The sequence below is a fragment of the Lunatimonas sp. genome, assembly GCF_020832325.1.
Taxonomy (GTDB): Bacteria; Bacteroidota; Bacteroidia; order Cytophagales; family Cyclobacteriaceae; genus Lunatimonas.
The window spans coordinates 25,666-38,230 of the sequence record NZ_JAFIEU010000027.1; the positions used below are offsets into that span (position 1 = coordinate 25,666).

A 12,565-nucleotide genomic window follows, 5' to 3' on the forward strand; every position below is an offset into this window, starting at 1 on the left:
TTTTGCATCCCATAAGAATATAAACAAAACTTCATCCTTCCATTCTTATGGGCAATTCAACCAAGCACATTTTTATCACTGGAGGTGTTACCTCTTCTCTGGGCAAAGGCATCATTGCTGCCTCACTGGCAAAGCTATTGCAGTCCAGAGGGTTTTCCGTGACGATTCAGAAATTCGACCCCTACCTAAACATCGATCCCGGTACGCTCAATCCATACGAGCATGGAGAGTGCTATGTGACCGAGGATGGTGCAGAAACCGACTTGGATTTGGGCCACTACGAGCGCTTTTTGAATACACCCACTTCTCAGGGAAATAATGTTACTACTGGAAGGATCTACAACAATGTGATCACCAAGGAACGGAAGGGAGAGTATTTGGGGAAGACGGTCCAGGTAATACCTCACATTACTGATGAAATCAAGCGTAATTTTTACAAGCTTGGGGTGGAGGGAAAATACGATGTGATTATTACCGAAATTGGTGGTTGCGTAGGAGATATTGAGTCGCTTCCGTTTATCGAGGCAGTGCGCCAAATCCGCTGGGATTTGGGCCCAAACAATTTTTTGGTTATTCATTTGACACTGATACCTTACCTGGCAGCTGCGAAGGAACTCAAAACGAAACCTACCCAACACTCTGTAAAGCAACTTTTAGAAGCCGGTGTGCAGCCGGATATCTTGGTTTGCCGGACTGAACATCACCTCCCGGTGGACGTTAAGAAGAAGATCGCCCTGTTTTGCAACGTACAGTTGAATTGTGTGATCGAGGCAATGGACGCAGATACTATCTACGATGTGCCGTTGTTGATGAAGAAGGAAAAACTGGACGAGCGCGTTATTGCCAAGTTGAAGTTGACCGGACGGACAAACACCGATTTGGAGCAGTGGAAGGAATTTCTGGGTCGACTTAAAAATCCCACCCAAGAGGTCAAAATTGGCCTGGTAGGTAAATATGTTTCGCTTCCGGATGCCTATAAATCGATAATTGAGTCTTTTATCCATGCGGGAGCATCGCTGGAATGTAAGGTTAATCTATCGTTGATCTCTTCGGAGGAGATAAATCCTGACAATGTAGAAAAGAAGCTAGGCGAATTGGACGGCATTTTGGTAGCCCCAGGATTTGGTGAGCGCGGGTTGGTTGGTAAGATTGAAGCGGTTAAATTTGCGCGGGAAAATAAGGTACCGTTCTTCGGTATATGTCTTGGTATGCAGATCGCTGTAATTGAGTTTGCCAAGAATGTGCTAGGGTTAGCAGATGCGTGTTCTACAGAAATGAGGCCAGATACGGGAGACCCGGTTATCTTTCTGATGGAAGAACAGAAGGGCATCACGCAGATGGGAGGAACCATGCGTTTAGGTGCATACCCTTGTGATCTGATAAAAGGCACCAAGTCTGCCATTGCCTATGGAAAGGGAAAGGTTAGTGAACGACACCGTCACCGCTATGAATTCAATAACAAGTACTTAGAGCTATTTGAGCGAAATGGGATGGTCGCAGCAGGTAAGAATCCGGATAGTGGTCTGGTTGAGATCATGGAGGTACAAGATCACCCATGGTTTGTTGGCACACAGTTTCACCCGGAATATAAGAGTACCGTACTTTCGCCACATCCGTTGTTCATCCGATTCGTACAGGCGGCAATAGATAAAAAGCAACAGGTTTAGGTTTCAAGAGAATCACGCTCCAAAAATCCGCTATCCTAGCGGGAGGCTGGAAAAAATAAAATGTTATGGATAAAAATCAAGCGACAGGTCTTCTACTTTTCGCAGGAGTACTGTTAATATACTCCCTCTTTTTTGCAAGCGGACCGGAGTCATTGCCACAGGAAGAAGCGGTGGAACAGATCGTTCAGAACACTCCTGATGTACAACCGCAGCGCGGGGTACCCGAAGTTGAAGGAGATAGCCTTTCACAGGTCAAACTTCAGCAGCAGTTTGGGGTATTTGCTTCGGCAGCGCAAGGGGAAGAGCGAATTGTGGTGTTAGAAAACGAAGATATCGTGGTCACTTTTTCCTCCAAAGGTGGAGAGATTCAGCGGGTTCAATTAAAAGAGTTTAAAACATGGGAAATGGAGCCCCTATACCTGATCGAGGAAGGGTTCACTTCGTTTTCATACCAACTCCCCGGTAAGAATGGCCCTGTGGATCTCAATGACCTGTATTTCTCCGTTGAAGAAGGTGCTGGCAGTGTAGTATTTATTGCCCGTACAGGCGCAGGAAGTGTTAGACGTACCTACACCCTGGGGGCCTCGGGATTTGAGCTTCAGCACAATATACAAGTGCAAAACCTTGCGGGAGAGTTAACCGGTCAGTCCATTCAACTGGAGTGGGATGCCCGCCTTAAGAGACTGGAGGAAGACCTGGAGGAATCCAGGCGGAAGACCTACATGAATTACTATACCTCAGATGGCAGCTATGATTACCTTACTACCGGAAATTCAGAGGATGAAGCGCAGGTGTCGAAGCCCTTACATTGGGTAGCATTTAAGCAGCGATTTTTTACCGCTGGAGTAATTGCCGATGAATCATTTGCCGGTGGCACTCTCACCCAATCAACCGATGAGACAGATACAAATTTGGAAAAAAGCATGTCGGCTTCCCTGTCGCTGCCACTGCAAGGTGGAGCGGCCAGCCTTCGGTATTACTTTGGTCCAAACAACTACAATATTTTGCGTAAGGTGGCTCCGGATTTTGACAAGAATGTCGATATGGGGTACTTCTTCGTAAGCTGGGTCAATAAATATATCATCGTAAACCTTTTCCATTTCCTGGAAAAGTACTTTGCCAACTACGGTGTCATTATCATTTTGATTGTTTTTATTATCAAGCTGTTCTTGCTGCCGCTGACCTATAAATCTTACATAGGTATGGCTAAGATGCGCGTTATCAAGCCGGAGATTGATGAGCTAAAGGAAAAGTATGGGGAGGATCCTGCCAAAATGCAGCAGGAGCAAATGAAGTTATTTGGACAACTAGGGGTGAGCCCTATTTCCGGATGCTTGCCCATGGTGCTTCAAATGCCCTTTTTGTTGGCGATGTTCTTCTTTTTTCCTAATTCCATTGAATTGAGGCAAGAGTCGTTCTTGTGGGCGCATGACCTTTCGACCTACGATACCTTCATCAAGCTACCATTCACCATACCTTTTTATGGAGCACACGTCAGTTTGTTTACGTTGTTGATGACGATATCCCAAATTGCCTACACCCATTTCAATAATCAGTTGACCACAGCCCAAGGGCCTATGAAGAACATAGGTTACATTATGCCGGTGGTGTTTATGTTTGTGCTGAACTCGTTTCCGGCGGCATTGAGTTTTTATTATTTCGTTTCCAACATGGTTACTTTCGGACAACAAGCGCTGATCAAGCAGTTTGTAGACGATGACAAGATTCGTGAAAAAGTGGAGGAGACCAAACTCAAAAATGCCAACAAGAAAAAGTCAAAGTTTCAGTTGAAGTTGGAAGAGGCTATGAAGAACGCCGATGCAAAGAAAAAGAAGAAATAATCAGGAAGAAAGAGGCTGTTTCGAAGGGAGAGACAGCCTCTTTTTTGTTACTGGCTGAAGGGTTTTGAAATGGTAGTTCTCGAGAGAATATGCCCTTTTCGTGGAAGTGCAATGGCGGTTTCCACACCCTCGTGTGGAAAACTATATTTACGTGGTTTAGAATTAAATGATATATTTGTAAATATTTGAAAACGTAAAAACCAGGCAGCATGATTGAAGTTACCTTTTATGGTCATTCAGCGTTTTTGATTACTATTGACGGTAAGAAGGTTCTATTTGACCCATTCATAACCCCCAATGACGGGGCTAAATCCATAGATATATCGAAAATTTCACCAGATTATATCTTGGTTTCCCATGGGCATGCAGACCACGTGGCTGATGTAGAGGAGATCGCCAAGCAGAGTGGGGCCATGTTAGTGTCCAATTTTGAGATTGTCAGTTGGTTTCAGAAAAAGGGAATTGAAAATGTACATCCAATGAATCATGGGGGTTCGAAGGTATTCGATTTTGGAAAAGTCAAATATGTGAACGCTATTCATAGTAGTACCCTTCCCGACGACAGTCCAGGTGGAAATCCAGGAGGTTTTGTAGTCGAAACCAAACACGGGTCCTTTTATTATGCGGGAGATACCGCATTGACCTACGACATGAAATTAATCGGAGAGGAATTTTCGATAGATTTTGCACTATTGCCGATAGGGGATAACTTCACCATGGGAATCGAAGACGCCCTAAAGGCGGCAGATTTTGTCGGAACAGATAGAGTCATCGGTATGCATTATGACACCTTTCCCTATATACTGTTGGACAAGGAACAAGCACAGCGGAAAGCATTGGAAGCCCATAAAGAACTTATTTTGCTAGAAATCGGAGAAAAAATTATCCTTGGAAATAATTAAATGGGAAAAGTAATTGCAATTGCCAACCAAAAAGGTGGTGTGGGTAAGACCACCACTGCCATGAACCTCGCGGCCAGTCTTGCTGTTTTGGAATACAAATCCCTTGTAATCGATGCAGATCCCCAAGCGAACACTACGTCAGGCTTAGGTTTTGATCCTTCCGGAATCACCGATAGTATATACGAGTGTATGGTTGATGAAAGTGATATCAAGGATATCATTACTCAGACCGAAATAGAGAATCTGTACCTCGTACCCTCCCATATTAATTTAGTGGGTGCTGAGGTCGAAATGGTGAATCTGGAAAACCGCGAAGAAAAAATGCGGGAAGTGATCGCTGAAATAAAGGATGATTTCGACTTTATTATCATCGACTGTTCGCCGTCACTTGGACTAATTACGATCAACGCACTCACGGCTGCTGATTCGGTAATTATTCCGGTGCAATGTGAGTATTTCGCACTTGAAGGCTTGGGTAAGTTGTTGAACACCATAAAGATTATTCAAACCCGTTTGAATCAAAACTTGGAAATTGAAGGAATCCTACTGACCATGTACGATGTGCGATTGAGGCTTTCAAACCAAGTGGTGGAAGAGGTGCGGATGCACTTCAAGAATATGACCTTTGAAACGATCATTCCGAGAAACATTAAATTGAGCGAATCCCCTAGTTTTGGATTGCCCGTTGTTGCGTTCGATGCTACGGGTAAGGGGGCTGTGGCTTATCTGAACCTTGCCAATGAAATTGCTACCAAGAATGGCATGGCTAAGGTTAACTAATCATAGATTATGGCAGAAAACAAACCCGTAAAGAAAAGAAATGCGTTGGGCAGGGGGTTGGGCGCCCTTCTCAAGGATACACCACAAACCACCAAATTGGAGACGGAGGGAAAGGTGAATCCTGTAGCGGGTATTTTTGAAATTCCTCTTGGGGAGATACAAGTCAATCCCTATCAACCAAGGGTCCATTTTGATAAAACAGCATTAGAGGAACTATCCGAATCCATTAAAGTTCAGGGTATCATTCAGCCCATAACGGTACGACGTTTGGGAGAAAAGGAATACCAGTTAATTTCCGGAGAAAGAAGGTATCAGGCTTCCAAACTTGCCGGCCTGGAAAAGGTGCCCGCTTATGTAAGAACAGCCAATGATCAGCAGATGCTGGAAATGGCGCTCATCGAAAATATACAACGGGAAAATCTAAATGCATTGGAGATAGCCCATTCCTATCAGCGTCTTCTTACCGAGTGTGATCTCAAGCAGGAGCAGTTAGGCGATCGTGTGGGGAAAAACCGTACCACGGTGAACAACTATCTTAGATTGCTAAAACTACCCCCCGATATTCAGGCTGGGATACGGGATCAACGAATCAGTATGGGCCATGCGCGTGCACTCATTAATATCGAAGATATTGATAAGCAACTGGCCATTTTCCACAGGATCCTTTCGGACGAACTGAGTGTAAGAAAGGTAGAAGCGCTCGTCAAGGAGCTGAATAGTCCCAAAGACGTTAAGGAAAGGGAGGACAAGCCTTCAATCGATCCGACGAAAAAGTATGAGATTACCAAGATCCAGCAAAAGTTGGCCTCGCATTTTGGCACGAAGGTAGCGCTAAAGACGGATGAAAAAGATAAGGGCGAAATTAAGATCCCTTTCCACTCTGCAGATGATCTAAACCGGATATTGGAAATTCTTGATTTAATCTAATCAGCCAACCGCAACGAGGTTTATGGGCAGTATTGAGGTAGATTTAGGAAGAATCATAGGGTCCTTCCTCCTGCTTTTGAGTGTTTGCCTTTGGGCTTCTAAAGACCTGTATGCGCAAGATGCTGATCTGGATAGTTTGGTTTTCGACACGGTAGAGCCTGAAATTCAAAAAGATGATCTGTCCGACGAGGCGCGTATACCAGGCTATAAAGACCCTAAAAAGGCTACCTTTTATGCCTTGCTCTTTCCCGGCGGCGGTCAGATTTACAACGAAAAAGTATGGAAGGTTCCCCTCATCTACGGAGGGATTTTGACTTCCATTTACTTTTTTGAGTTTAATAATCGAAGGTACAAAAACTTTGTCAGGGCGCTAGAGATCGTAAGAGATCCTAACTCACCACCAGAGCTGAATCCGTTCCCCAACTTAAATCAGGATGGGATTATTCGGAATGTAAACTACTGGCGAAGGAACAGGGATTCCATGTACCTAGTGTTTGGTGGTATTTACGCATTAGGGTTCGTGGATGCATTTGTGGATGCCCACTTGTCCGGATTTGACATCAGTGATGACCTGACACTAAAAATTGAGCCGTCGTTGGAGCCGCTATTGGCGAGTCAGTCGGCTGTTGGAGTATCGTTTAAAATTAAGTTTTGATTGTATGAATATTTTGATCCTGGGATACGGAAAGATGGGCAAGATCATAGGCGAAATCGCCGAAGAACGCGGCCACCGTATAGTTGCAAAAATAAATATCGAAAATATCGCTGATTTAGACCGATTGGATCCGGCTTCCGTTGATGTCGCCATTGAGTTTAGTCAGCCTGAATCGGCCTATGCCAATATCCTGTGGTGTGTAGATAGGGCGATCCCTGTGCTAAGTGGTACCACCGGCTGGCTGGATAAGAAACCCGCAGTGGAGGCAAGGTGCAAGGAAATGGATGGAACCTTCTTTTATGCTTCAAACTACAGTGTGGGGGTAAATATTTTCTTTCGCGTCAACCGTTTTTTAAGTAATTTGATGAAAGGGCAGCAAGACTACCACGTTTCAATGGTAGAGATTCATCATACCGAAAAGAAAGATGCCCCTAGTGGAACCGCCATTTCGCTCGCTGAAGGTGTGCTCGAACATATTACAAGGCTTTCTGGGTGGAGACTGGTAGATGATCAGACACAGTCAACAGACTATCTGCCCATTGCTGCCAAGCGGATAGATCCCGCACCAGGCACGCATATTGTTACGTATTCGTCCGAGATAGACGATATCGAAATCAAACATACCGCCCACAGCAGGAGAGGTTTTGCGCAGGGGGCTGTATTGGTTGCCGAATGGATTAAAGACAAAAAAGGAATATTATCTATGGAGGATTTCCTGAACCTCTAAGCAAAGAAAAAAGATGAGTACAACACCAAAAAAGAAGTCAGCTTTTAGAGAATGGGCAGATGCCCTACTCTTTGCGGTTATCGCCGCCAGTTTAATCAGGTGGTTGCTGCTGGAACCTTTTACCATTCCGACCGCTTCCATGGAGAAGTCGCTGCTTGTAGGGGATTTTTTGTTTGTAAGCAAAATGCATTATGGTACACGAATCCCAAGAACGATTTTGCAGGTTCCTCTGACTCATCAGAAGGTATGGGGTACCGATATTCCGTCCTATTCGGATGCGGTTCAGTTGCCGTACTTTAGACTGCCTGGTTTTACTTCGATCAAGCGAAACGATGTGGTGGTGTTCAATTATCCGGAAGAACACGAGTATCCCACAGACCTGAAGACCAACTACATCAAGCGTGCAGTTGCGGTGCCTGGAGACGTTTTGGAGATCAAAGACACTCAGATTTACATTAACGGACAGCCAAGCGAAAACCCGGAGGAGATGCAATACTCCTACGATGTGCTCACTAACCGAACGCTAAATATGGAATTTTTTGATCAGTTTGGGATTAATCCGGACAGTTTTTATCCGTTTTCGGACAACTCCGGATATTTGGTATTTGCAACAGCCTCAATGGTTGAAAAATTAAGCACTTCTCCTGTGGTTACTTCCGTTAAGAAGCGTACCAGTAGGTCAGGTCAGGGAGATGGCAACATTTTCCCGGATGGGGCTTATTTTGGATGGAACAAAGATCATTACGGTCCTTTGGAAGTCCCTGCGAAAGGCTGGACGATTGCCTTGGACGAGGATAACGTAAGGAAGTATGCGTATACCATCGAAAAATACGAGGGGCACAAAAACATCTCCATCGATGCAAACCAAGTTTACATTGATGGACAAAAGGTAGATTCGTATACCTTTAAGCAGGATTATTACTTCATGATGGGGGACAACCGGCACGATTCCCTTGATTCGCGTTTTTGGGGCTTCGTACCGGAGGATCACGTCGTCGGTAAAGCCTGGTTCTTATGGCTATCTTTGGAAAAGCATAAAAATTTCCTCAACAAAATCCGCTGGAACAGATTTTTCAAATCTATTCACTGATGAAATCGAGCATGACGCGACCGTCACACACTGGGATGACTGTCAGCCATGCAACCTGCCTGCCGGTAGGCAGGGATTCCATCTGACCGTTAAAGAACAAATTATAAACAGATGAAATGCTTATAAGACAAGCGCTCCCTTCGCTGATGAAGGGAGCGCTTGTTTTACCAGATTATTTCCTTTTTTCCGGACCGTTTCAGGAATTCGTTTGCTTGACTGAAGTGGCGGCAACCCAAAAATCCCCGGTGTGCGGAAAGCGGACTGGGATGGGGGGCTAGGAGTTTAAGGTGTTTATCAGAAGATATGAAAGCTCCCTTCTTCTGAGCGTAAGCTCCCCAAAGCATGAATACAAGGTCTGTTTTCTGCGATGCCAGCAATTGGATAACAGCGTCTGTGAACGTTTCCCAGCCTTGGTTTTGATGACTACCGGCCTTGTTGGCCTCTACTGTCAGCGTGGCGTTAAGGAGTAAAACCCCCTGATTGGCCCAGCGTTCCAAATTTCCATTAGCTGGAATGGGGATTTCCAAATCCGCTTTTAATTCTTTGAAGATATTGAGCAAAGAAGGAGGGAACGGCACACCGTCCTGTACGGAGAAAGATAGTCCATGCGCTTGATTTGGGCCGTGATAGGGGTCTTGGCCCAATATTACTACTTTGACCTGGTCAAATGGGCATTTCCAAAATGCATTGAATATTTCAGCGCCCTTTGGGTATACGGTTTTGGTTTTGTATTCCACTTTGACAAATTCGGTAAGTTGCCGAAAATACGGCTTACTGAATTCATCGATAAGTACCTTCTTCCAGCTGTTTTCTATTTTGACATCCATTCGAATAATTCTGATTGATAATTTAAATTTAATCGGCTAATTTCGAATAAGTTTTTTTAGATACAAAAAAATGGTAACTGCGATCACAGAAGGTATTAAGGTCTCCGTACAAGTGAACTATCAGGCGGACTATTCCAGTCCGCACCAACACCACTTTGTATTTGTATACAAGGTTTTGATAGAAAATAATAGTAGCAGCACCGTACAGTTGTTGAGCAGAAGGTGGGAAATCTTCGATGCCGGTGAGTCTAGAAAGATCGTTGAGGGCGAAGGGGTGGTTGGTCAACAGCCCGTAATGGAAAGTGGGAAATTCCATCAGTATGTCTCCGGATGTAACCTACGCTCTGGACTCGGAAAGATGAAGGGCAGCTATTTCATGGAACGGATACAAGACGGTAAGATCATTGAGGTTACCATTCCCGAATTTCAACTCATTGCGGACATTTTCGATAATTGACCGGATCTTGGCCCTCTGGTTCATCGGCCTGAGCTATATTAGGTATTTTTTGATCCGAATAGATCATTACAGCATACAAAGCCCCGAGGCCTATCGCATTTACCAATTTTTACGGGAACATCGCCGCACGAATTCTCAAGGAATCCCTGTCATAGAGGAAGTAAGAAGAAAGCATCTTGGCGACAACCATTTTCTTGAGATCGTTGATTATGGCGCAGGCTCCAAGCGAATGGTTTCCAACTCCCGCAGGGTAGGTCAGGTAGCGCGTGTTTCATCCAGCCGATTGTCCTACAACCTGCTGTATCAGGGTTTATGTTCCCTTACACCGGCAAATACCGTTATTGAGCTTGGCACCTGTTTAGGTATCACTACAGCGTATTTGGCACAGGTCACCTCGGGTCGGGTTTTCAGCTTTGAGGCATCGGATGCTCTTCTGCAGATTGCCAGGCGCACAGTGGCAGCCTATCCAAATGTTACACTAGTGCCAGGCAATGCAGATTTCACTTTGCCAGAGGCGCTGGGTTCTTTTTCCTCCGTAGATTTCTGTTTATTGGATGCAAATCACACCTATGACGCTACTGTCCGATACGCCGAGGCGGTGTGGCCCTTATTGCACGAGCAGTCTGTGCTGGTGATTGGTGATATACATTGGTCAAAGGAAATGAATAAGGCGTGGAATGAGATTCGACGGTTGCCCGGAGTGACTTTGACCATGGATTTTTTTGAATGCGGTGTTTTGTTTTTCAGCAAAGGACTGAGCGGTGAAAATCTCGTGTTGTACTATCCCGGCTAACAAATCGAAGAACAGCCTATGTCCTTTAGCCAGTAATTGAAAAAGCCCTGGCTAATTGTGATATATTGCAGTGTATTTTCTAATTTTGACAAACCGTGTGACCGACTGAATTATTCTCAAAAAGGTTCGTATATCCTCTTTGGCAGGAAAATTGGTCTTTATTTGAATCCGTCAGCATGGTTAGTAACATCAAATTTGACAAAAAGTATGGGGATAGTTTTACCTATTAAATGGGGAGCATTAGGCACACCGAAAGCTCTTTTCTTTTTATTTTTTGGGATTATCACAGGTTTTTCCAGTTTTGGCCAAACGATCCCTGCGGGCTACCCGTTACTTGACGATTATTTGAGAAGGCTACAGTTAAATGGGGAGATTGATTCGGTTCCATCCTTAATGATCAGACCACTTAGCCCTAGAAATATAGCCGGCTTGAACCATTCTTATGATTTGATGGATTTTGGTAACGGAGAAAATACCACTGAAACCGGAAAGCGGCTGGCATATTTAGGAGATAAGGGCAGGTTGGAGTTGTTGCCGTTTATGAATTATACTGAATGGAACTCCCGATTTCCCTACCCACAGACTGGCCCCATGATTCCTAACCGCGGTTTACAGACGTTTTCCAGCATCGGAGTGTATGGGGAGTTGGGGCTATTGAGCATTCAGCTCCAGCCCGAGGTGATTTGGGCCCAAAATAAGTATTACGATCCGGGAATTCTCAAAAGCACCCAAACTGAGTTCCTTGAGCGTTTTGGGGATACGTCTTATGGTCGCGTACTTCCCGGCCAAAGCAATGTAATGCTAAATATTGGGGCTTTCTCAGCGGGGGTTTCGACGGAGAACCTCTGGTGGGGGCCTGGACAGTTCAACGCGCTGATTTTTTCAAACAATGCTTTTGGTTTTGAGCATGTAACGCTGAAGACTCGAAGGCCGGCCAAAACGTTTTTGGGAGCCTTTGAAGGACAGATAATCTCAGGGTATTTGAAAGGAGCTGAGTTTGAAAACTTCATTAGCACCCGATTAAGGTATAGAGACGAAAGAAGGTACCTAAATGGGATGATACTTACCTACCAACCAAAGTGGATATCCGGATTGTCAGTTGGGTTGGCGAGGACCTTTCAGCAGTATGAGTCATATAGGGGAACAGGTTTCAACGAGTATTTTCCGATTTTCGCACCTTTCCAAAAGGCCGCAGCTGGGTTTGATATTGATTTGGACGGGCGGGATCAACAGGCCACTGTGTTTGTCAGATGGGTGATTCCAGAAGCCAAGTCCGAGGTTTACTTTGAATACGGGCGCCGAGACCATGAAGCTACATGGAGAGGCATGTGGTTGAACCCAGAACATGCTCGGGCGTACCTCATTGGTTTTTCCAAGCTATTTGATTTGGTAGAGAATTCACAAATTCAGGTTCGTTTTGAAATGTTTCAACAACAGGAGTCAATCAATATTTTGGCTCGATACGATGGTTTTACGGGTGGAGCAAATTGGGGTGGACATTCCCGCGCGGCCAACGGCTTTACGCACAGGGGGCAAATGCTGGCAACCGGTTTGGGTCCTTCAAGTAATTTGCAAACGTTGGAAACAGCATGGGTGCAGCGAATTAACCGGATAGGCGTTCGTCTGGATCGGCTGAACCGCCATCAGGATATTTTCGTCAAACGTTTCAACGATGATACCGACGAGCAGCGGTGGGTAGACTTGGCACTGTCTCCATTTGGAGAATGGCGCTTTCAGGATTTCCTGGTGGGAGTGAAGCTGAATTTCATAAGATCACTAAACTATCAATGGGGGGTGGAACCTGGAGATGGATTGATTAACCCCGGAGGAAGAGACGTTTTTAACTTTCAGGGAAACGTTTCATTTATTTATCCTTTTTAACCCAAGTGAATCTAACCT

At 45.0% G+C, this 12,565-nt stretch carries 12 protein-coding genes; 11 read left to right on the plus strand and 1 reads right to left on the minus strand.

Going from position 1 to position 12,565, the window contains the following annotated elements:
- Positions 1-47 precede the first annotated feature (47 nt).
- The 8 genes from JJU34_RS10280 (at position 48) to lepB (ending at position 8,589) form a co-directional block, all read left to right on the plus strand.
- Entirely contained in the window at positions 48-1,667 is a 1,620-nt protein-coding gene (locus JJU34_RS10280) for a CTP synthase (protein ID WP_228692271.1), read from the plus strand.
- A gap of 65 nt (positions 1,668-1,732) precedes the next feature.
- A complete protein-coding gene (gene yidC / locus JJU34_RS10285; RefSeq protein ID WP_228692272.1) occupies positions 1,733-3,508 on the plus strand; it encodes a membrane protein insertase YidC in 1,776 nt (591 codons plus the stop codon).
- A 209-nt stretch (positions 3,509-3,717) separates the two neighbouring features.
- Positions 3,718-4,410 carry a metal-dependent hydrolase gene (locus JJU34_RS10290; protein ID WP_228692273.1) on the plus strand — a complete coding sequence of 231 codons (693 nt, stop codon included), beginning with the start codon at positions 3,718-3,720 and terminating at the stop codon, positions 4,408-4,410.
- Positions 4,411-5,190, plus strand: coding sequence for an AAA family ATPase (locus tag JJU34_RS10295; protein ID WP_228692274.1), 780 nt, complete (start codon positions 4,411-4,413; stop codon positions 5,188-5,190).
- A gap of 9 nt (positions 5,191-5,199) precedes the next feature.
- Entirely contained in the window at positions 5,200-6,117 is a 918-nt protein-coding gene (locus tag JJU34_RS10300) for a ParB/RepB/Spo0J family partition protein (protein ID WP_228692276.1), read from the plus strand.
- Positions 6,118-6,139: 22 nt separating this feature from the next.
- Complete coding sequence (locus tag JJU34_RS10305) at positions 6,140-6,772, plus strand: DUF5683 domain-containing protein (protein WP_228692277.1); 633 nt, start codon at positions 6,140-6,142, stop codon at positions 6,770-6,772.
- A gap of 4 nt (positions 6,773-6,776) precedes the next feature.
- A complete protein-coding gene (dapB, locus tag JJU34_RS10310) occupies positions 6,777-7,499 on the plus strand; it encodes a 4-hydroxy-tetrahydrodipicolinate reductase (RefSeq protein WP_228692278.1) in 723 nt (240 codons plus the stop codon).
- 13 nt (positions 7,500-7,512) lie between these two features.
- Entirely contained in the window at positions 7,513-8,589 is a 1,077-nt protein-coding gene (gene lepB / locus JJU34_RS10315; protein WP_228692279.1) for a signal peptidase I, read from the plus strand.
- A 164-nt stretch (positions 8,590-8,753) separates the two neighbouring features.
- Here lepB and ung read toward each other — a convergent pair whose 3' ends face one another.
- A complete protein-coding gene (gene ung, locus JJU34_RS10320; RefSeq protein ID WP_228692280.1) occupies positions 8,754-9,416 on the minus strand; it encodes a uracil-DNA glycosylase in 663 nt (220 codons plus the stop codon).
- A 70-nt stretch (positions 9,417-9,486) separates the two neighbouring features.
- Between ung and apaG the strand changes: the two genes are divergently transcribed.
- From apaG to JJU34_RS10335, 3 genes are all read left to right on the plus strand, one after another.
- Positions 9,487-9,873 (plus strand): Co2+/Mg2+ efflux protein ApaG, encoded by a 387-nt coding sequence (gene apaG / locus JJU34_RS10325; protein WP_228692281.1) that lies wholly within the window; start codon positions 9,487-9,489, stop codon positions 9,871-9,873.
- A 49-nt stretch (positions 9,874-9,922) separates the two neighbouring features.
- Complete coding sequence (locus JJU34_RS10330; RefSeq protein ID WP_228692282.1) at positions 9,923-10,666, plus strand: class I SAM-dependent methyltransferase; 744 nt, start codon at positions 9,923-9,925, stop codon at positions 10,664-10,666.
- Between the two features lie 207 nt (positions 10,667-10,873).
- Positions 10,874-12,547 (plus strand): capsule assembly Wzi family protein, encoded by a 1,674-nt coding sequence (locus JJU34_RS10335; RefSeq protein ID WP_228692283.1) that lies wholly within the window; start codon positions 10,874-10,876, stop codon positions 12,545-12,547.
- Positions 12,548-12,565 lie beyond the last annotated feature (18 nt).

What these genes read in the sequence shown, in the direction of transcription:
- JJU34_RS10280 (WP_228692271.1), top strand. Translation starts at nt 48, where the DNA reads ATGGGCAATTCAACCAAGCACATTTTTATCACTGGAGGTGTTACCTCT.
- yidC (WP_228692272.1), top strand. Translation starts at nt 1,733, where the DNA reads ATGGATAAAAATCAAGCGACAGGTCTTCTACTTTTCGCAGGAGTACTG.
- JJU34_RS10290 (WP_228692273.1), top strand. Translation starts at nt 3,718, where the DNA reads ATGATTGAAGTTACCTTTTATGGTCATTCAGCGTTTTTGATTACTATT.
- JJU34_RS10295 (WP_228692274.1), top strand. Translation starts at nt 4,411, where the DNA reads ATGGGAAAAGTAATTGCAATTGCCAACCAAAAAGGTGGTGTGGGTAAG.
- JJU34_RS10300 (WP_228692276.1), top strand. Translation starts at nt 5,200, where the DNA reads ATGGCAGAAAACAAACCCGTAAAGAAAAGAAATGCGTTGGGCAGGGGG.
- JJU34_RS10305 (WP_228692277.1), top strand. Translation starts at nt 6,140, where the DNA reads ATGGGCAGTATTGAGGTAGATTTAGGAAGAATCATAGGGTCCTTCCTC.
- dapB (WP_228692278.1), top strand. Translation starts at nt 6,777, where the DNA reads ATGAATATTTTGATCCTGGGATACGGAAAGATGGGCAAGATCATAGGC.
- lepB (WP_228692279.1), top strand. Translation starts at nt 7,513, where the DNA reads ATGAGTACAACACCAAAAAAGAAGTCAGCTTTTAGAGAATGGGCAGAT.
- ung (WP_228692280.1), bottom strand. Translation starts at nt 9,416, where the DNA reads ATGGATGTCAAAATAGAAAACAGCTGGAAGAAGGTACTTATCGATGAA.
- apaG (WP_228692281.1), top strand. Translation starts at nt 9,487, where the DNA reads ATGGTAACTGCGATCACAGAAGGTATTAAGGTCTCCGTACAAGTGAAC.
- JJU34_RS10335 (WP_228692283.1), top strand. Translation starts at nt 10,874, where the DNA reads ATGGGGATAGTTTTACCTATTAAATGGGGAGCATTAGGCACACCGAAA.